The sequence below is a fragment of the Stieleria marina genome (genome assembly GCA_007741555.1).
Taxonomy (GTDB): Bacteria; Planctomycetota; Planctomycetia; order Pirellulales; family Pirellulaceae; genus K23-9.
The window spans coordinates 6,623,127-6,645,031 of sequence record CP036526.1; the positions used below are offsets into that span (position 1 = coordinate 6,623,127).

Genomic DNA, 21,905 nt, shown 5'->3' on the forward strand with positions numbered 1-21,905 from the left:
CATCGCCATCGATCGAACGTTCTCCACGATCGCGTCTTCTCCGCAACCGCGCAGCCATGGGGGACTGTTGGAGCAAAGGGGATTTCGATACGGTGACGCATCAGACACGCACCGCTTCGATCCTAGATTGACCTGACTTAGATGTCTGAACCTCCGACTTTTGAAACCTCTCCTGAATCCCTGGTATTCCCCGCATCCTGGCAGCGGCGCCATCTCCTGGATTTAGAAAGTCTTTCGGCGAGCGAAATCCGCACTTTGCTGGACGTCGCTCAGCAAATGAAAGAGCTGACTGGAGGGTGCCGGCGCAAAGTTCAGTTGCTGGCTGGCAAAACCTGCGCAAACCTTTTCTTTGAAAACAGCACCCGGACGCGAAACAGTTTTTCGCTCGCGGCAAAACGCTTGGGCGCCGACACCGTCGAATTTGGTAGCAGTGGTAGCAGCGTTGCCAAAGGCGAAACATTTGTCGACACAGCCAAAACCATTCAGGCCATGGGCGTCGACTGGGTCGTCACTCGCCACAGCACACCTGGCACGCCGCATTTACTCTCTCGTGAATTGGAGTGCTGCATCATCAACGCGGGCGATGGTCCTCACGAACATCCCACGCAGGGACTGCTGGACTTGCTCACCATCCGCCAGCACCGCGGACAATTTGACGGACTGACCGTCGCCTTGGTCGGAGACATCAATCATAGTCGCACCGCCCGCAGCAATATTTGGGGGCTGAGCAAACTAGGGGCACATGTCATCGTGTGTGGCCCACCTACCTTGGTAAGTGACCGCTGGGAAGAACTAGGCTTTGAAGTAGCCCACAATTTGGACGACATCCTACCGCGTTGTGATGTGTTGAATTTGCTGCGAGTTCAGTTTGAACGCCAAAACACCCAGCCATTTCCCAGTGTCCACGAGTATGCCAACTTGTACGCGATGGATGTCGACCGCATGCGGCGCGCCAAAGACGACATTTTGATCATGGCGCCTGGACCGATCAACCGCGGCGTCGAAATCACGCCCGAAGTAGCCGACGGAAAACACTCCGTCATCTTGGAGCAGGTCAACAATGGACTCGCCGTCCGCATGGCCGCACTGTGGTTGCTCGCTGGTGCCGACGAACGAGAAAGAGGAATCACATCATGAACGCCATTTTGATTCACGATGGACGCATCGTCGACCCAAACCAAAACGTTGACCGGGTTGGCCGACTGCTCGTCATCGACGATCGCATTGCAGCGATCGACCCCAGCGATGGTGACATCCCCACCGACTGCCAACACATTAACGCCAGTGGCCACATCGTCGCGCCCGGGCTGATCGATCTTGGCGCGGAACTGCGTGAACCCGGACACGAAGAAGACGAAACCATCCAATCGGGAAGCCACGCCGCCTTGGCAGGAGGATTCACGTCGGTATTGTGCTGTTCAAGCACCAATCCTGTCATCGACTCACCAGGCGCAGTGGAATTTGTAAGGCAAAAAGCAGCTGTTTCGCGCGGGGCACGCGTGCACGTGATCGGATGCTTAAGCAAAGGACGTCGCGGCGAACAGATGGCCGAACTGGGACTGCTGGCTCAAGCGGGTGCAGTGGCCTTCAGTGACACCCCACGCGCGCAGCGCAACGACGCGTTGATGAAACGCGCGCTAGAATACTGCCGCATGTTCGACTTGCCCGTCTTCGATCGTCCTGAGGTACCAGGATTGGCGGAAGGTGGTGTGATGCATGATGGCCAAGTTTCACTGGTATTGGGTTTGCGTGGGCTACCCACCGAATCCGAAGACCTAGCTGTCGCACGCGATGTACGACTGGCCGAAGCGACTTCGGGGCGTCTGCATGTGGGCCCCCTTAGCACCATGGGTGCAGTCGACTTGTTACGGCGAGTCAAGAAACGCGGCGTCAAAGTCACGGCGTCTGTGTGTCCGCACAATCTGTGTTCGTCCGATGTGCAACTGCGTTCTTATCACGCCAAATATAAAGTGCGACCGCCACTAAGAAGTCCACGACACGTCGAAGTCCTTTGCCAAGCCGTCGCGGATGGCACGATCGACGCCATCCAAAGTGGGCACATGCCGCGCAGCCGCGAAAAGAAGATGAACGATCTGGACCAGGCTCCCTTTGGTTTGTCATCGCTGGAGACCGCATTGGCCACCGTGATCACGCATTTGATCTTGCCAGGCATCATTGATTGGCCGACCGCAATTGATCGACTTTCGGCCGCTCCGGCGCGAATCGCCGGCGTACCGGGTGGCGACTTGGCTGTCGGCAGCAAGGCGGATGTGATCGTCATCGATCCCAATCACAACTGGGTCGTTGACCCGACGCAGTTCATTTCCAAGTGCGTCAGCAGTCCGATGGACGATCAGAAACTGACCGGTGTTGTGTCCCACGCGATGGTCAGCGGCGAAATGCGTTACCATCGCAACGCCGACGTTCAGCACCTGGCATAGCTTTTCGCATCAAGCAGACCTCTGTCGGTCGCCAGGAATCATTCTGGCGACACGCAGAACGGAAAAGCGTCTAGCGTTTTTTGAGCTTTTTTGCCTAACAAAACGCGTTCTTCTGCGTCTCAATGCTGCGACCGCTTCTTCGGTCGCCCGGGATTTGCCCCCGATTGCCCAAGTCTGGGCAGATAGAATCTTGATAGGTGCTTTCGCTTGCTCGCGCATTTTCAGCGTGATGCCTTGTCCAAACGACTCGTCTTGAAGGAAGAGTTATGTTGCTGCTTCGTCGATTTCTCTACGGCTGGTTGGCTCTCTCACTTGTTCTGGCGATTCACCCAGCCTCCGGTCAAGAGCCTGGTGAAGATAACCCGGTGCCAGAGAAACGATCCGGCAAGTCGATCACATCGCTGCCAAGCATCACGCCTGCCATTCACAATGCGATGCAATCGCGGGCATACGACGACGCGATCAAACTGATTCAAAAAGAGTTGGCCGATGACGCCGTTCAGGCTCCTGACTACCTGCGGTATCTACAAGGCATCGCCCAAACGGAAGCCAAAAAGTACGACGCTGCACTGGCAACGCTCGAAAAGCTAGAACTGGATTTCCCCCAAAGTGAATGGATCAGCCGCGCTCGGTTTGGGCGTGCCCACGTCTTTGTCATGCAGCGGCAGTACATCGACGCGGGAGCAATCTATCAGCAAGAGGCGGAACGATTGTTGTCGCGCGGGCGCAAAGACGATCTAGCAAAGATCTACCTGGAATTTGCAGATCGGTATTTCCAAGGTATCCCCGCTGCCGACGCATCACAGAAAAAGGAACCCGACTACCAGCAAGCACTCACTTACTACGCGGAAGCGATCAAGCTTGGACCGACGATCAAGTTGCAACAGCAGGTCGATTTTCGGATTGCTCGCTGCCAAGAGGAGCTTAAGAACCACGATGACGCAATCAAATCGTACGCGACGTTCATTGAGCAACACTGCGGCACGAATCCTTTGTCAAGAACTGCCGCGCCCCATTCGCTGCAAGTCGAAGCAGCATTTCGACTCGGCAGTGTTCAGCTAGCCGCGGGCAAGAACACACAAGCTCGCAAAACTCTCCAGGACTTAATTTCCAACTGGTCTGATACGGATGATGACGTCGTTGATGATGCCGATCGTGAAGTAATCAGTTCGCATGTCGCCCACGCCGAATACCTTCTTTCGCATTCCTATGGTTTGCCACGCCCCAGTTCGATTGGCAATTTGGAACTTGGGGTCGCGATTGCAGAAAAGTTTCTAACGAACTACCCCGATCACGAATTGGCACCGAAGGCGGAGCTGGAAATTGCTGAAGCGTACTGGCGGCACAACCGGCATCAACAGGCCGTGGCACGCCTGCAGTCTCTGATTGATAGCCCCCGCTACCAAGATTCTCAGCACATCCCCGAAGCCCGGCAAGCACTCGGCAAAGAGTTGCTTGCGCAAGGTCTCTACGACGAAGCGATCGCGGCTTGGAAATCGTTCTTAGAAAAGCATCCGACTGATCCGCGTTGGCCAAAGGTGCAGAAGAGCATTGTCGATGCTGAGTACGCCAAAGCCGCGACGTATCGCTCCAAGAAAGAATACGCGAGTGCTCGCAAGACATGGCAAACGTTTCTGAACAAGTACCCCCTCGATCCGCGAGCCCCCAACATCCTGCTTCAATTTGGACAGATGAAGTTTGCCGAGGCGGCTGAAATCCAAGCCCAACGCATCACCGAATCACTGGAAAAAGGCGAATCAGCGCAGAGCGTGGTAATCAATGACGAATGCCGCACGCTGTTTGAAGCAGCGATCACGGATTGGCGACGCGTTGTGACGAAGTACCCGGGCAACGCCGCCGCATCGCACGCATCGTTGCTGATTGGAATCACGCTAGAAGACCGCCTGCAAAAACTGAAGGAAGCACTCGCGTCCTACAAGAACGTCACGGGCCCCTTTGAAGAGCGTGCCAGACAACGCACCAAGCGGCTGACCACACCTCAACTGACGCTGGCCACGGAACGCAAATTTCGCAGCAATGAAAAACCGCGAATCAAGATTACAACGCGGAATTTGAAGGAAGTCACGGTAAGAGTCTATCACGTCGACATGACGGACTACTTTCGCAAAATGCACTTGGCTAGCGGGCTAGAAACGCTTGACATTGCCTTGATAGATCCCGACGAACAGTTCACGCATGCCGTCGATTCTTACAAAGACTACCAAAGCGTCGACGGCGACATCCAGCTGCCCATTGAAGGCGTCGGTGTTACTGCAGTCACTGTTTCGAGCGAAAAACTAGAAGCAACCACGATGGTCGTCGTCAGCGACTTGGACATGGTGGTCAAATCATCTCGCAATGAACTGTTCGTGTTCGCGGAAAACATGCTCACCAAAAAACCGGCCGATGGCGTCAGCATATTGGTAAGCGACGGGGCGACTGTCTTTGCCGAGCAACTGACCGGCAAGGACGGAATTCTGCAAAAGACATTCGATGAACTGAAATCCGTCACCGACTTGCGTGTGTTTGCTGTCCAGGAAGGGCACATGGCTTCGACGGTCAACAATTTGAACGGGCTGGATTTCGCCGTCGTCCTTGCTCCTCGTGGCTACCTCTACACCGACCGACCGGCTTATCGCAGCGGCCAGCTGGTCAACATCAAAGGCATCCTGCGCTGGGTCGACGAAGATCGCTTTACCTATACCCCCGGCGAAAAGATGAAACTGGTTATCTACGACCCCGCCGGTCGGCGACTGCACAGCACCGACGTCGCTTTGAACCACTACGGGACGATCAACAGCAACTTCATCTTGCCTCAATCCGCGCCGCTGGGAAACTACCGCGTTGTCATCCATCGCAAGTCGCTGGGAGACGACGACACGGCAGGTTCTCTGTCAATTGATACACAATTCAAAGTCGCGCAGTACCAACTGGAACCGGTGCAGATCGACGCGAGTTTTGACAAGTCCGTCTACTACCGCGGCGAAACCGTCAAAGCGACTCTTTCGTTGAAATACTACTACGGCACTCCGCTGCGTGGCGAGACGCTCACATACCAGTTCGGCGACAACGACCAAATCCGGACGGCAAAGACCGACGATGACGGCAACATCGAAGTCGAATTTGAAACACAGCAACTGAGCGAATCCCAGCCGATCAAGCTGAACGTAAAGTACCCTGAGCGAGGAATCAGCAGTCAAAAAGTTGCGTATTTGGCAACGCGAGGTTTTGACGTTACGGCATCAACCTTGCGAGATGTCTTTGTTACTGGCGAGTCGTTTGATGCAATTTTCAAAGCGGGCGATCCCGCCGGCAATCCCGTCGAAACCGCACTCGAAGTCCAGGTGTTTCACCAGACGGTCACTCAGGGATCGTCGGTCGAACGATTGATCCAAACTCATAAACTGAACACCGACAAGCAATCCGGTGAAGCGAGCCAGACCCTTTCCCTCAGCGAGGGAGGCATCTACGTGATTCGTGCCACCGGAACGGATCAGTTTGGCAATCGCGTCAGTGGTCAGAACAGAGTATTCGTTTCGGGCAACAAAGATTCGCAGCGACTGCACATCCTGGCGGATCGTTTGCAATTCAATGTCGGCGACAATGCGAACGTCAATCTGCACTGGCGCGAAAAACCGGCCCTAGCTTTGGTCACGTTCGAGGGCGCGTCAGTTCTGGACTATCGATTGGTTCAGCTGAAAGAGGGCGACAATCCGCTGACGCTACCAATGGCTTCGGAATACGCCCCGAACTTTGTGCTGTCGGTTGCAGTGATGCAACAAAACCGTTTTCACCACGCAAAAAGTGAGTTCCGCGTCGCACAGGAACTTCGAATCACTCTAAAACCGAGCGATAAGGAACTGCAGCCCGGCGACGACCTCAATGTCCAAATCGAAGTCACTGACCCGCAGGGCAAACCGGTCAAAGCAGAGTTGTCGCTCGCTCTGGTGCAGTCCAACATGCTCAATTCTTACGGCGATGTTCAACAAGCAATCAACGCTTTCTTTGGGCAGGGATCTCGAAAGTCGTCGGTTCGCCAGTCGACCAGTTGCACCTTTGCCTATCAACCCAAGACGCGAGGAGTGAGCGAGTTTCTGTTGGCCGAAGCTGATCGCCGATCGACTTTGGAACGAGAGGTTCGGGCGTTAGCTGAACTGAACCAGCGAAACAGCGTCAACCTTCAGGCGAACATCAACGCGGGAGCGTCCGTGGTGCTAGGGGACGAAGATGGTGACAGTCCGATGGGCTGGGGATTGGAGGCTGATTTTCATGCACCCTCAGTTGCTGGCCAACCAATCGTCGGTGACTTTGCCGTGGCAGGTGAACTGCGACGGCAGCGTGGCGCAACGCAGACTCGCCAAGAACTTCGCACACGGAGCGTTCCCATAACAAGGTATCGGACGGAAATCCGTGAAGGGCGACAGGTCCGAATCCCCTACACCGAACAGGTAACGCAAAACTATTCCATTGCCGTTCCCTACACCGAACAGGTGGAGCAATCCAGCAACGCGCAAGTCCCGCAAGGTTGGGAGCAAATAGGCCGGTCAAGTCAAATGCAGTCCTACCCGACCAACTTGTCACTGGTTGTTAGTTCCGGGGCAGAAATCGTCGATCATACGATGCCACAATCTTTGTCGAACCAAACGCAAGGCCAATCGCCAGACCGCCAGCAAAATGGAACCGTTCGCTTCGACGAACAGTTTCAGTACCGATGGTTTGATTCGCGTGAAACGACCATGAATGCCATCACTGGAAATGGAAAGTTCTTGGCCGTCAACGGACGTGGTCAATTGGCAGTCCAGGAACTCGCCAGAGCCGAAGGCTTGGAATTGTTGCCTGCAATGGCCGATGCGGAGACAGCGTTTTGGGATCCAACGATCGTGACGGACGATGCGGGCCAAGCGACGATTACGATTACAATGCCCGCGCGGTCGACCGCATGGCGTCTTCAAGCCAAAGGAATCAATGGCAAAACCCTGGCCGGCGAAGCGACCGTTGATCTGATTACCAAGAAAGAACTGTTCGGCGAAATGAAATTGCCGCTCGCTTTTACGGTCGGTGACAAAGCAAGCGTCCCTGTCGAAATCCACAACTCCCTGCCCGGAGCGAGAAGCATCAAGGTCGTTTTCAAGGCTGCGTTGGGCGATAAATCGACCGAGCAATCCAAGACGATCGAGGTGCCAGGACCGGGGATTTATGCTCTGTCATTCGACATTGCGATCGACGAAGCGGCCGAAGCAGTGTTCACGTTGAACATCTCGGGCAGTGACGAAAGCAATGACAATTCATCGCGGACCGTCGCCGTGGTGCCGTATGGATTTCCGGTTTACGAAACGGTCAGCGGCACGGCATCGCAAGGCACCGTGGCTCTCGTCGATTTTGATCCTCAGCTGGATGTCGATGGAGCGGCGCTCGATATTTTGATCGGCGCGTCAGTTAACCGGTCCCTACTGAATAGCGTGATTGGCAGCGAACCGATTCCGTTTTTCAACTGCGGGTTGACCGTCCCCAGCGCGACCGAACGCAGCATCTCCGATCTGCTTGGCGGTCTTGAACTGTTGCAAATGATCGGTGACGCACGTGACGCCAATACCCCGGAAGCCCAGGCTGTGGCTGGAAAAATCACAGCGGGCGTGACGCAATTGATCGCTTCGCAAAACGACAAAGGCGGTTGGTCATGGAATGGCTTCAGCGAGGCAAGCGATCCCAATCCTTACCTTTCGTCGCGAGCGATGTGGGCCATTGCCGCCGCACGTCAGGGTGGTTTTACCGTGCCTGCGGAGTCATGGGAGAAAGGCAAAGCGTACTTAAAGTCGGCCTTTGCATCTGCCGGTCAGAGCGATCTAGAATGCCAAACGGTACTGCTGCATGCGATGGCAGAGTGCGACTGTGGCGATTTCGCCTACGCCAATCGCCTCTACCGCGAACGAAATCGTCTCAGCCCCTCGGGACTGACGCACCTCGTGCTCACGCTGGCCGCGATGAAGCACAAAGCGATGGCAGTGGAATTGATCGATCTGATCAAGATTCCCGTCGGAAGTGAAACCATGACCGCTGAAGCACGCCAGTTAACGCCACCCTGGTTGCGAAACCGCGTCGAATTACAGGCGCTATATTTCTTGGCGCTACAGGAGATTGCTCCGTCACATCCCAATAATTCGCAACTCGCAAAGACTCTTTTAGGATCGCGAATCGGTTCCCGCTGGCCGATCGAAAAAACAAATGGCCCCGCCATTGCCGCGCTCGCTCGTTGGCACTCGCATACGAGGCACGTTGAGGAAAAGTTCACGCTGACGGTTTCGGTTAATGATCACGACATCGAAACGTTCACAGTCGATCCATCAAAGGAAGGCCAGCGACGCATCGCGATCTCCGCGGATCTCTTGAACACCGACAAACCGCAACGTATCGAATTTGATTTGCAAGGACGCACCACCTTTAGCTATTCGGCCGTCCTGACTGGATTTGTCGCTGCAAGCAAGATCAAAGCCACGACCAAGCAGTGGACGGTCAGTCGCCGCTACGAACCCGCCCAGCGACTGTCTGATGGTCGCACGGTGCCTCGTGGTTTCGATGTTGTCGATGGGAGTTATCGAACCTACACGAACCCGTTGACTCAGCTACCTGTCGGCGATCGAGGCGAAGTAACACTTTCGCCACGCCGACACCAAACCACCGGTCGCGTGGGTGAACAATATGACTATCTGGTTCTGACAGAATCGATCCCGGCGGGCTGCACGATACTAGAAAGCAGCATCACAGGGGCATTCGAGCGGTATGCGATCGAGCCGGGCGAGATTGTTTTTCACATCGGCGACCGCCGTCACCCTGGCGACATTCGATACACGCTGCTGGGATATGTTCCTGGCGAATATCGGACGGGCCAATCCATTCTCCGAAGTTTTTACGAACCGTCGCAATTCGCGATCGCGACGACTAAAAACCTGCAGGTCTTGAAGTCCACCGAGAAAACCAGCGACCAGTACCGACTGACACCCGACGAACTGTATTACCTAGGGCAAAGGGAGTTCGAGAAGAGCAACTTTACTGCTGCCCACGCTCATCTAACCAATCTGTACGACTGCTGGCGATTAGATTCGGACAAACACCGAAACGCGGTTCGCTGGCTGTTTCTGTCGTCGCTATCGGAAAATGATCACGCTGACACGGTGAAGTACTTTGAGGTTTTGAAAGAAAAATTCCCCGATGTCGAAATCAGTTTCGAGGATATCCTGACGGTTGCAAAATCGTACCGCGAACTAGGCGAATACGAACGAAGCTACTTGGTGTATCGCGCCACCGTTCAAGGCAGCTTCGAACGCGAATCCCAAGTAGCCGGATTCCTGAATGCTCGTGGCGAGTTCGCGCGGAGCGTCGAGGCCATGGAACGAGTCTTACGCGACTATCCAGCCGAGTCTTATGTGGCGACCGCCACCTATGCACTGGCCCAAGAAACTTATCGCCGAGCCCCCAGCGCGGCTGACGATGTCAAGTTAAAAGAAGCCGAACTCACACGCGTGCATCTGATCCAGGGTGCAATCGAAATGCTCGACCACTTCGTCACCAACTGGCCAGAGGATCCATCAAACGATCAAGCCAGTTTTGCTTTGGCAACCGCCTTGATCGATCTGGAAACGTTTGATGCCGCGATCAGCCGATGCGAAAAATATGCCAAGCGATATCCCGACAGTCGGCTGCTGGATTCGTTCTGGTACATGATTGGCTACAGTCATTTTGAACTGGAACAACCACAAGACGCGTTGAAAATGTGTCGCAAAGTCGCTGATGCAACATTCCCGGCAAGCGAAGGCAGGGGAATCCGTCGAGCGGAAAATCGCTGGGAAGCGACCTACATCATGGGGCAGATTTACCACAGTTTGGGTGATGCGGCCAATGCGATCACGGAATACGCCAAAGTCAAACAGCGATTTGCCGATGCTGCAGAAGCGATTAGTTTTTTCAGTCGCAAAGAAATTTCGCTCGATGAGATCACAACGATCAAACCAAGCGACCCGAAAAAGGTTCAGCTAAGTTTTCGCAATCTGAGTGAAGCCGCCATCAAGGTCTATCGAATTGACTTGATGAAATTTGGATTGATGCAACGGAACTTGGATCGAATCACAGCGATCAACTTGGCAGGCATCAGGCCGTATCACGAAGAAACGGTGCCCCTGGGGGACGGCAAAGATTTTCGCGACCGAACAATCGACTTGACCATGCCGCTGACTGAGGAAGGGGCCTACTTGATCGTCTGTCGCAGCGAGAATCTATATGCATCGGGACTGGCTCTGGTTAGCCCGCTGAAACTGATGGTGCAAGAGGAGAAGGTTTCGGGCCGAGTTCGTGTGAGCGTGAAAGAGACGGCCAACGATCAGTTCGTCAGTGATGTTCATGTCAAAGTCATCGGTTCGGCAAACGACGATTTCAATTCGGGTGACACCGATTTGCGAGGCCTGTTTATCGCTGACGACGTCAAAGGCACCAGCACTGTGATCGCCGTCAGCAACAAAAACCGTTACGCGTTTTACCGCGGCACGGTGCCGCTGCAAAATGTCACCCCGGCTACCAAGGTCCGACCATCAGCCAATTCAAATGATCCCTTCGGTGGTCCGGACAACCCCTTCGGCGAAGACGAGGAAGCTTCGGCACCATCAAAGGGCGTCTCCAAACCGGGTAGCAAGGGTGGGCTTCGTGACAATCTTTTTCGCCAGAACGGCATCTTCCAAATGGAGCAAAAAGGAAACTACGACAATTTATTGAACAATGATCGACGAGGAATTAAATCCAAAGAGGCGTATTGATCGTCTTAGGTGTATAGGCCGACTTTGGCACTGCACTCATTCAGGATAAAAGCACGAAATGGCTGCAACCGAACCAACAACGCCGTTGCGACGACGGTCTCCGGTGCGGCAGTTTCTGCGTTTGGTCAAATGCCTAGCCAAATGTGTGTTCGTGCTGTCAGTCGTCTACTTGGCTATCGTTTTGGTTGGATTGTCTCCCGTTCATTCGGACTTTCATCCCAGCGACGACGGAATCGATGTGGCGGTTGTTTCCAATGCTGTGCATGCCGATTTGATCCTGCCAGTCAGCAATGCCGTGATCGATTGGCGCGAAGTTTTCCCGCCTCACTGTTTTCCGGTCGAGACGGCGGCTGCCAATTGCATCACGATTGGCTGGGGAGACAAGGGCTTTTTCTTGTACACAAAGAACTGGGGTGACCTAAAATTGTCCGTCGCAGCCAAAGCACTTCTATGGCCATCGGACACCTGCGTTCATGTCACGATGAAACAGGATGCTAGATCGATCCACTCAGCAAAATCGGTCCGCATTTCACCCCAGCAGTATCAACAGTTGGTCGACTCGATTTGCCAATCGCTAAAACTGGATGAACACGGCCAAGCGATCAGGGTAGATGGTTTTCACTACGGCCAGCTCGACGCTTTCTTCGATGCGCGAGGCACCTACCATTGCTTGAATACCTGCAACAGTTGGGTGGGACGCAAGTTACAAGCAGCCGGCGTCAAGACACCCTGGTTTTCGCCGCTGCCTAAGACAGTGAATTGGTATTTTCCTCAACCAGTTCAAGATCCTGCCTAGTAATTGATCGAAACGATGACGCCGCCCTTGGTGCGTTCGGAATCAAAGTCCTCATTGTCTGACGCAAAGCGGTCGTAGTCGGCGACCAATGAAATGGCAGTTCGGTCCGTTAGCTGCCAACGAAGCTTTGCGTTGATTCGCCATGTGACTTCATCGCGATTCACTGCTCCTGTGAAGTCATAAAAATCTCGATAGCCTAGACCGCCGCCGGAAATGAATTTCAGCTTCTCGTGCAGCTGAAAAGTCATCTCGCCATGGCCGTTCAGAGAACGAAACCGCACATCCGCGCCGTCGGTGTCAGCCCAATGCCCATCGATGCCCAGACTGTAGTTTGGCATCCAAGAGTTGCCGGTCTGAAAGAAACGGGTGATCCCTGTCGTCAGGCTGGTCCCATCCAGCGAACTGAGTTCGGGTGCGGTTCCATCGTCATCAAAATCGGAGAGTGCGGTGGTGAGGTACAGATACGTTACGTCAAGATCCGGTGCGATCATAATCATCGACGCCGTCACGCTGTGCCTGTCTCCAAGCCGATCCGAGTCCAGATGGTCGATCCCGTAGACGTAATCCATTCGACCAATCCATTCGCTATCGCCGACGGAGAAATCACGCTCTGCAAATCCTCCTCCTTGTGCACCCAGCAGATTAAACTCGCTTTGCTGAGATTCGTTTAGCGTCATGTACGCGCGGCCCAAGACACCGGTTCGCCAGCTATTGCGCTGCAGGGCAATCCACTCGAGCTCGGGGTTCAATATTGCTTGAAAACTCTCGTCGTTCGACGGAGCCAACCCTCGACTGATCGGCGTCAAACTAACGTTGGAGTTGTATAGCAAACCGGATTCGATCGCGATTCGCAAACGTTTAAGTTTTGGATCCGCATCGCTTTTGAGCTGATCAAACCGCTGATCAAAATCATCCCGGCCATCGAACGTCTGGATTTCATATCCCACGGGGTCAATTGTCGGGTCGCTACTGGAGCTATCTTGACCACCGCCCGCGTAGGCGACGTTGGCCGAACCAGGATACTGATTGCTTGGGTTGCCGTTGTTTTCCGGTCGCGCAATAAGTCTTTTGTCGTAGAGCTGCTGGGCATAAACACTTTGCGGAGCAAGCCGCGCGCATTTGGCAAAATGGCCCTGCGCCTGCGTTTTCTGTCCCCCGGCAAGCAACAGTGTGCCCAGATCAAAGTGGGCAGCGACATTTTCGGGATCTAACTCTAACGCCTTCGTGAACGATTGATTTGCGGCGAACGCGTTGCCTTCTTTTGCCTCCAGTTTTCCAAGCATCCGCCATGAATCGCTATGACCAGGGTCCCGGGCAATCTTACTGCGAATCATCGCAATCATCGGATTGGCAGCTGCCTGCGACGGCGCTGCAGCCGGTGAAGATGTCTGTGCTGTCGCCGATTGCCCCCTTGCTGCATCGCCTTGCAGAATTGGAATGCCGAGCAAGCAAATGAAAGCAATCGTTTTCGTTGTCACGTGCGGCTTTCACTGTAGTTGTGGCGTTGATTTTGGAGACACCGAGTGCCCTTCAACTCGTCTTACAACGTCCCATCCCCTTCTAGTACAAGATGCAGATATCCAGTGTGAAGACGTAATCGCGTTGGATGCAAAAGCCGCTGTTTCACGATGAAGCAGCATTCGATGTTTCTCTTGCTAGAAGTGATTCACACATGATCAAGAACCCGATCGCCTTCGCCGCCTCGCTCGTCGCGGCGACGCTATTGCTCTCAGCCCAGTTTGCATCAGCACAGCTACCAGGCGGACTGCCCGGAATCGGTAGCGGAGCATCTGGATCAGGCAGTGCTGCCGCTGCAGCCGAGCGAGTCCAAGCCCAGGTTCAGCAACGCGTCCAAGCAAAGGTCCAAGCCCAAGTTCAACAGCGTCTGCAAGCCGAAGTGCAGTCGCGCATCCAAGGCCAAGTACAATCAAGGATTCAAGCAGAGTCCAACCGAGCCGCTGAAATTGCTGCTCGTGCGGTGGCCAACGCATCGAGCCGAGCCAAGGCAGCAGTCGGCAACGCACCCAACGGTGTTCAACTGGGAATCAATGCCAACGCAAATTCACGCACCAACGCCCAGGGATTTGGCAACTCGGCCAAGCTCAACTCCCGAACTCGCCTCGGCTTGAATGTCGACGCGTCGCTGCCTGCGGGAATCACAGAAGCAGACGTCGCAATTTACGACAATCTCTTCGGAAAATTCAATCCACTTCGTCAGCCAGCAACGAATCCTGCACCACAGCTGTCGACCGATCCTTCGGCCACTCCGGCTCCCGCTCAAACGCAGCCTACAGCTGACGAAACGGCTGCCAACGAATCAGGTGAAGCAACGCCATCGGAATCAACAACAGGTTTTGCATCGTCCACAGTCGACTTGGGAGCACGTATTCAGATTGCTGCCCGCCAGCGTCGCGCCGAAATTTCTCGGATGCGAGATGAAGCCATGGCGACCAGCAACGTTGCCCTGATGACCTCCGCTGACGAACTGGAGACACGGTTGAACGCTTTTGCCAACGCACAAGCACGTATCCAATCGCGAGCTCAGGTGACTGCAGGCACCAGTGCTCGCGCAGTCGGGTTCCGACGTGATCGTGCAGCAGCCGCAGCTCAAACGCAAGTAAACGGCAGCATGAACGCTGCTCAAAACACAGCAGGTTCGGTTCAGCAATCGGCTGCCCAAGCTCAGGCCAATGGCCAAGCAGCAGCGAATTCAGCTCAGCAGGAAGCCACAGTTCCTCAGAATCGTCCTCAATTCAATGCCAGCGGCAATGCATCGGGATCACTGAAAATCAATCAGTAGTACGATCCAATATGAATCCAAAACGAAACCTCGTCGTGAAGCGACGAGGTTTTTTCATGCGCAGAATAATTCGTCGGCCGGCCAAAGCCTGATCACAACTAAGCGCGTGACGAATCACACAATTGCTTTCACACACTTGTTTCATCCACCGGCGGATGACTACTGATCAACAGGTGCTTCAGGGACCCTGCACACCTAGCCATGGCATCGTGTCGCGGCCGAACCGATTTCGCACGGGTTGAGGTACCGGTTGCTGATAGCTTGGTGGGCGAGACGCCAAATCCGACGGGCCAAGATCATCCTGAGGAAACGGGTCATGAATCGTTGCCGTGGATTGCTGATAACTCATCGGTCCCGGCGGCTGTAACAGCCGACCTTGGCAACCCACCAAGGGCGCAAGCAGCGTCGTCGCGATCAGGTACCAGTGAGAATTGCGCATGGCTGCGAGCTCGCGACGAAGGAAGACCCCAGAGAAAATCTGTTGCGAGAATACATCTTCCCCTTTGTCGACGCCAAGATGAATCGCCAAGCAAACTGCACGACCGATGCCGTTTCGAACGCGAAACGATTCGCTAGCATGGCAGTCTGGTGGACCAGACGATCCGTGACAAATGAACTGCGACGAGCGAACCGATGCGAAACAATCTGTTTGCAGTGCAAGTCGTCACACGCGAAACACTCTCAGTTCGAAGCTGGCTTTTCAAACATGAGAAAGTAGTTTTCATCGAAGCTCTCGATGTCGACATCCTTTTTTAAGCTAAATCCAGCTGATTTGATTTCGTCGCGAAAAGTGGCTTTGCCGGCACGAACGTGGGTGATCAGCCAATCGCGCGACTTGCCTTCGATGCGATCAAAATCGATCACGACCAATCGGCCCCCGGGTTTCAAAGCTCGATAGATCGAAGCGAGTGTGGCCGCTGGAAATTCAAAGTGATGGTAGGTGTCGCAAACATAGACCAAGTCCACGCTGCTGGGCGGCAACATCGTCGATTTGGAAGTGCACAGCACCGTCGTGATGTTCTTGTTACCGGCCTCTTTAATCTGAGCGTCCAGGTGCTGCACAAATTTGGGTGAAATATCAACCGCGTAGACCTTGCCGCTGTCACCGACAGCTTTGCTAAAGAGCCGGGTGTAAAGCCCCGTCCCAGCACCGACATCCGCAACCGCGTCACCAGGTTTAACATCGCAAGCGGCCATGACAGCATCGCGTGCTTGATAAACCTCGCGACTTTCGACCTCGAACCTCGCGATCCATTCATCAACTTTCAAATCGGGATCCAGAAAGTTGTCATTGATGCCAGGCTTGACGCTGGCGACCGCTGGTTTGTTTTTGGTGTCGCTAGCCGCTGGTTTATCTTGCGAATGACTTAATGAGCAAACGGAAATACAAACTAACACCAAGACAAAAATACGCATCACGTGCCTTTCATACCACTTGGGAATTGACCATAGCGTTCATGATACTGCACACGGCGTCAGCGCGAATAGAAGCCTTCTACTGCGAGAGACTGGCCACCATCATCTCCCTCAATCATCTCGCCTAGCCAATCAATTCATCGTCGCCGATGCCAGCAGTTCGTCAGACGTGACGGGCGCGGTTGGCGACCAAGCAGCGGTGAATTGCTGCGGCAAATTGCTGCGGCCATTGGACGATGTTGCGGTTGCCATGATCAGCAGGCAACACCCCACGCTACTTGTTATCCGTCGCCAATTTACGAAAGTAAGCTTCGATCGCTTCGCGGTAGTGCGTTGGCAGATCTCGGCTAATCTGCTGAAGAGCTTGCTGACGTTCGGCGGGCGGCAGATTCCCCCATCCGTCGCGATCTTCCAAGTTCTTGCGATCGACGTCTCCGTTGCCGCTGGCACCGCCGATTTGGCTGTCTTGCATGGGCGAACTTTTGCCGTTCTTGGGTGATCCTTGCCCGCCACCACCCGCTTGTTGCTGTTGTTGCTGCTGCTGTTGTTGCTCTTCGATTTTCTCGATCAACTTGGTCAGCTTGTCGATGATCTTTTGCTCTTGGTCTTGGACATCGTCACTGGCGCGGCCCAAATCCAGCCGTCGAGTCACATCGGTCATCAACCGCGAAATTTCGTCCAGCGAATCTTCTTTCAATGGCTTGATGTCGGCGACCATCATCTTGGCCGTTCGCGAAAATCGAACAGGGCACTTGTCTTCGTTCTCCAATAAACGTCGCAGGTCGGTCAGAGCCTCTTTTTTCATCAGCAAAGCGTGGTAACACGCACCGCGGTAAAAGAGCGTTGCCGCAGGATCGATCGATTCGGCTGCTTCCACTTCAGCGATCACTGGCAGCGCTTCGTCGTAGAGTCGCTGGCGAACCAATTGACGTCCGAGCCAAGTCCGCAAGGAAGCTCGCATCGATTTGGGCAAGGCTTCAATGTCTGCATAGCCAGGCTGGTTGGGATCGATCAGAGCGGCAGCTTGAATGATGCCTTGATCGGCCACGGAGATCAAATTGCTGACGGCACTTAGAACCGGGCGCACCGACTGCACGTAGGCATCCAGAGGATCAGCGTCGTTCTGTTCCAAGGCAGCCAAGAACTGTTCGCTGACGTGGTCCATGTCGTCGGGCGCGACGCCAAATTCATCCAAGCTCTTTCGCAACATCTGCGACATCGCTGCGGCATCGTAAAGGTCCCAACTGGCTCGTCGTTCGAGCGAATCATCAGCAGCGGCTGAACGCAGAGAAGAGACGGGCAACATGCCCAAAGCGAAGAACGAGACCACTGCGGCGATGAAGCCACTTTTCAACACACACTGGCCAGATGAAGCTGCCGTATCTCGTGTCACGATGGTCTCGTGGGTTATTTGTTTCGCTTAAGTACCAAATCTCGGGTGATGCGGTACAGACGGTTTTGTCGCTCTGCAAGATTCTGCAAAAGCGGCAAGAGTTCGCCGGTTTCCGATTCCCCTGATTCTAACAATCCTGAGTAACGATCCGTCGTCGATTTTATTCGGCGCTCCATCGTCCTAATCAATTTTAGCTCAGCCAAAGCCTCCACGAGCGGTTGTTCGCCCTGTTGTTGCTGTTGTTGTTGGCCTTGCTGCTGCTGTTGTTGCTTCTTTTCCAGATCCCGCTGAGCTTGCTGTAGTGCGGCAATCATTTCCTCTAAAGCAGCCAAAATGTCTTGTTGAATGCCCTGAGTGACGACATCAATCTTTGTTTCCGCCAGTCTTTCGGCCACTTTTTGAGTATCGGCACGAATTTGGTCGACCACTTCTGGGAACGCGACACTTGAGCCTTCTTCTCGCAAAAGCAGCATCGCCCGGTCGGCTTCTAACGTTATTTTCTTTTCCTCAAACGCCAAATCTCCCGCTTTGAGGTCCGTTTGACGGTTCCGCTGAATCTTCGGCGTCGCAGCCAACGCGGTCGTGTCATCCAACACTTTTGACTGCATCGCGGCCATTTTGCGCAGGCGGGATTCCAAACGAGCAAGTTCCCGCTGCATTTCTTCTTCACGAAGTTGACGCAAAATGCGTTCGAGTCGATCGATGGCTTTGCGAAGTTCTTCCTCCGCATCACGTTGCTCTTGGGTCGCGTCTTCACGCTGTGCTTGTTTGAGCTGTTCCTGCGCCTTTTGCATCTTCTCAATTGCTTTTTGCAACTGTTGCTCGGCTTCTTGCTCGGGCGACTGAGGCTGTTTGGCTTGTGATTGCTGGTCGGATTGCTGACCATCCTGAGGCTTTACGTCCTGGGGTTCGCCTTCACTTGGCCTACCAGCTTGCTTTTGGTCTGGCTTCGATTCTCCGTCTTTCTCCTGCCCGGCCTTTTTGTCTCCGTCTTTCTCTTTCGCGTCCGACTTTCTATCACCTGCGTTCTCTTTGCCGTCTTGCTCCGAGCCTTTCTTTTCATCTCCGTCCTTCTTGTCGCCCGACTTTCCATCCTGCTTCTTGTCTTCCTTGGATTGATCCGACGGATCCTTCTTGAGTTCAGCATCGGACTCTTTGTCGTTTTTTTCGTCCGACGTTTTGATAGTCGGTTCTTCCGAATCGCTAATTTCCTTTTTCACGTCTTTGCTGCGATCTGCAATCGACTTCTGCTCGGCTTCGACTTCCTTTAGATCAGCGCCGTTCTCGGTCCGTGCCCGCGTGCTTCGCTGGGCCCGTTCGATGCGTTTTAAGTCCTTGATCATCTTGGCGATACGATCTTTTTCGTCACGAATCCGCTTACTACGATCTTCGCTCATCAACAGTTTCAAAATCGCTTGCAAATCCTGTGCAGCGGCTCCCTGATTGTCGACAGCGTCCTGATACTTCTGCGATCGAAGAGACTGCGATGCCTTGCGCAATTTTTCTAAGACAAACTTGTCGCGTGACTGGCGAGCCGCACGGCGAAGCAGCGCTGACCGTTCGGGATTCTCCGCAGCTTCCACATCAGCCAAACGCAGCAACAGTTCCTCCAGCCGTTGATAGCGACTGGCTACGGCTGTCTGCTTCTGAATCAACGTGGCTTCGTCGGCCACAGCGGGAGCCGGAAAGAACGAAAGGCCAGCCAAAAAGAGAAATGCGAGGCAGGAGAGGAGACTTGATTTCATAGTTTTGGCACTTTCACTTTGTTCATCACTGATCGCCGTCCCGCCCGGCTCTCGCGTTCGCCCCGGCGGGCGGGTTCATTTGCACTGCCGCACGGCTATTCCAAGTCGTCGAACCTACGGCTTGAACATGTCGAGCACACGTTTCTTACGTTCTTCCTTCGTCTCATCAATCAATTCATCTTGGTCGTCGATCAACCCTCGGACGATATCCAGGATCTCATTGTAGCTTTCTAAGTCCAGCATTTTCTCCAAAACAGCCGTTAATTGCAGCAGCACTTCTTCGGAGGTTTGCACTGCATCCGCCGTTTTGCTGGCAGCATCCGCGGGACTTCCAACCAAGTCTTCGATCTCGGCTATTTGATTGATCAACCGAGCCAAAGGTTCCGCAACAATTTTCTTCAGCGGATCGCGCACGCCAGTACCGATCCGTTCGCGACGGTCAACCGAATCAACCCGGTTGTTGACCATCTCTTGCAGCAAATCATCCAGGGAGGCGGCGATGCCGGTCAGTTCTTCCGAGGTTTTGCTCGCCTGCAAACCACTTTGCTGCACCCTCAAACGGCGAACTTGTTCTTGGCGAGTCTTTTCACGTTCGTCTGCTGGAACTTCTTCGGATTCAAATCCGCGGCGTCGAAGTTGATCCAGCGTATCGCGGAGAGAGCGAGTTTCATCGATGGTTTGCTCTAGTCGCGAACGCATTCCCAGTTCGCGACGCTCCAGCAGAGCCAACAGCTGCTCAGGTGTGACAACTTGCAGTCGAAATACTTCGCTACGCGTTACATGAGGAGTCGCGAGATCGTACCGGTCACTCGCTTGAGCAAACACATTGATTGCGCCGCCAGGGACAATTTCATCGAGCTCACCGTCGGCCACCAAGTCACGCAAATCCAAGACCTCTTTCGCTTTTCCATCGCGGTCAAAATTCAAAATGCGGTCCGCTGTCTTGGTCGCCCCGTTATCCGTCGCGTCTTTTTCCGCATCGGTTGTGGCCGATGGCGCGACCGACAAACGCAGTTCTTTGATCCCGTAGTCGTCGGTTACGACCGCAGTCATTGGCAGCCTAGCTATCGAGGTAACCGCCGTACCGATCCCCTTGCTTCGCAATTCCAATTCGGGCGGTTCGTCCAGTACAACCCCCATGAAATAACGGTAGGCAGCCTGGGCAGAAATCCCACCTTCGTCACGCGGCACGATGCGGACCGTCGTGGCGGCATCGAAGTCATCTAGATTCAATCGCAATTCACGACGGTCATCGGAATACTGCAAATTGGTTGCACGCTGTTCGCCACGATCGTTTTTCAACATCACGTCGGCATCGCCCAGGGGCACGCTGCTGCTGGCGACCAGCGTGACGTTGCTGCCTTCATTGATTCGCAAACCCGATTTGTACTGAGACGACAGGTCCACGTCGCCGGCCCCATCGACTCGCAAGTAGTCGGGGTACCGAACGTTGACGTTCATCTCAGTGATCGCGGGCGGCACGACGGCTTCGACTTGGTAATCGTCCAGACGGTCATCCAGTCCCAAGATGCTGAACGTAAATGATTCGCTCAGACCAGCCAAAGGCGGGCCTTCCAGCACGAACGATTGAAAGCCGTCGACTACACGGCCAACACGACGCATATTGGATTGTCCGCGAGTCCCCGATTCAGTGCGATAGTAGACGGTACACAGCATGGGCACTTCGGACTCTTCGGCCTCGGCGCGAATCCGCAGCGTCGCATTGCTGCCGCGCGGCAAACGCATCGTTTTGTCGGTGAACTCCAAAAGCGTTGGCTCCAGCGTTTCTTCTTCGGACGCCGTCACAACTGGCAGTTCTACGCCGACCATTTCGATGTCGGCTCGACGAGGCCAAGGATCATTGGACAAAAGTGTCAAGCGACCGGTCGCGCGTTCAAATGCGCTAGGATTAAAGATCGCAAACCCCAGCAGCAACAAAGCCAGCGGGGCGACGACCATTCCTTTGCGGACCAATGGCTCCCAGCGAAAGACACGATTGGGATCGACTTGATCGACCGCCGACGCGGCTTCTTTGTGGACGCGTTTGAGGAGTTCGGGCGAATGCGAATCGCCGCTGCGTCCGGGTTCGTTGAGTTGCACCGCTGTCACTAAACGACCGCCCAGTTCAGGGTGATGTCGTTCGACCAATAGCGCCAAGCTGTCATCGGGAAGCGGACGATTCAGCCGCCCCAGCAACATTTTGGCAACAATTGCAATGACTAGCCCAGCTACGACCAGCAGTAACAACGTGCGAGCCAACAACGGCATCTCGGTCCCACCCAACATGACGGGCACATAGTCCATGGCCAGCCCAAGCCAAAACGCTATCAGTAGCACAGCCAGAATCGCCAACACTGAATCCCATATCACGTAGCGTCGCACCCGCTCACGGAGTGAACCGAGCAGGGTGGCGAGTTGCGGATCGAGGTAGTTGTTGGGCATGGATGATTCGATTTGAATGAGCCGCTGGCGCTAGCCACGGGCCATTTCGGTTTGATCAGGTCGGTAAAGGC

11 protein-coding genes are annotated in these 21,905 nt (G+C 54.3%); 5 read left to right on the top strand and 6 right to left on the bottom strand.

Annotated features, from left to right (window positions below):
- Positions 1–141 precede the first annotated feature (141 nt).
- The 4 genes from K239x_RS23555 to K239x_RS23570 all read left to right on the top strand — a co-directional run bounded on the left by K239x_RS23555 (position 142) and on the right by K239x_RS23570 (position 12,038).
- A complete protein-coding gene (locus K239x_RS23555; protein ID WP_145420789.1) occupies positions 142–1,137 on the top strand; it encodes an aspartate carbamoyltransferase catalytic subunit in 996 nt (331 codons plus the stop codon).
- Positions 1,134–2,441 carry a dihydroorotase gene (locus tag K239x_RS23560; protein ID WP_145420790.1) on the top strand — a complete coding sequence of 436 codons (1,308 nt, stop codon included), beginning with the start codon at positions 1,134–1,136 and terminating at the stop codon, positions 2,439–2,441. Before K239x_RS23555 ends, K239x_RS23560 begins: the two co-directional genes overlap by 4 nt.
- 266 nt (positions 2,442–2,707) lie before the next feature.
- On the top strand, positions 2,708–11,242 hold the full coding sequence (locus K239x_RS23565; protein ID WP_145420791.1) for a tetratricopeptide repeat protein: 8,535 nt from the start codon (positions 2,708–2,710) through the stop codon (positions 11,240–11,242).
- Positions 11,243–11,300: 58 nt separating this feature from the next.
- Positions 11,301–12,038, top strand: a complete 738-nt coding sequence (locus tag K239x_RS23570; RefSeq protein WP_145420792.1) for a TIGR02117 family protein — start codon at positions 11,301–11,303, stop codon at positions 12,036–12,038.
- On the opposite strand, the gene K239x_RS23575 is transcribed toward K239x_RS23570, so the two are convergent.
- The gene (locus K239x_RS23575; RefSeq protein ID WP_145420793.1) at positions 12,035–13,516 is read right to left on the bottom strand and encodes a tetratricopeptide repeat protein; all 1,482 of its coding nucleotides are present in this window, start codon (positions 13,514–13,516) and stop codon (positions 12,035–12,037) included. The two genes, K239x_RS23570 and K239x_RS23575, sit on opposite strands and share 4 nt — an antisense overlap.
- 194 nt (positions 13,517–13,710) lie before the next feature.
- Here K239x_RS23575 and K239x_RS23580 point away from each other — a divergent pair, with 194 nt between their 5' ends.
- Entirely contained in the window at positions 13,711–14,838 is a 1,128-nt protein-coding gene (locus tag K239x_RS23580; protein WP_419189322.1) for a hypothetical protein, read from the top strand.
- Between the two features lie 178 nt (positions 14,839–15,016).
- Here the strand turns inward: K239x_RS23580 and K239x_RS23585 are convergent, their stop codons facing one another.
- From K239x_RS23585 to K239x_RS23605, 5 genes are all read right to left on the bottom strand, one after another.
- Entirely contained in the window at positions 15,017–15,277 is a 261-nt protein-coding gene (locus tag K239x_RS23585) for a membrane or secreted protein (protein WP_419189323.1), read from the bottom strand.
- Positions 15,278–15,519: 242 nt separating this feature from the next.
- Positions 15,520–16,254 (bottom strand): class I SAM-dependent methyltransferase, encoded by a 735-nt coding sequence (locus K239x_RS23590; RefSeq protein WP_145420795.1) that lies wholly within the window; start codon positions 16,252–16,254, stop codon positions 15,520–15,522.
- 274 nt (positions 16,255–16,528) lie between these two features.
- Positions 16,529–17,647 carry a hypothetical protein gene (locus K239x_RS23595; RefSeq protein ID WP_419189324.1) on the bottom strand — a complete coding sequence of 373 codons (1,119 nt, stop codon included), beginning with the start codon at positions 17,645–17,647 and terminating at the stop codon, positions 16,529–16,531.
- Positions 17,648–17,661: 14 nt separating this feature from the next.
- On the bottom strand, positions 17,662–19,392 hold the full coding sequence (locus tag K239x_RS23600) for a coiled-coil domain-containing protein (RefSeq protein ID WP_419189325.1): 1,731 nt from the start codon (positions 19,390–19,392) through the stop codon (positions 17,662–17,664).
- 114 nt (positions 19,393–19,506) lie between these two features.
- Positions 19,507–21,834 carry a polyketide synthase gene (locus K239x_RS23605; RefSeq protein ID WP_145420796.1) on the bottom strand — a complete coding sequence of 776 codons (2,328 nt, stop codon included), beginning with the start codon at positions 21,832–21,834 and terminating at the stop codon, positions 19,507–19,509.
- Between the last annotated feature and the right edge of the window lie 71 nt (positions 21,835–21,905).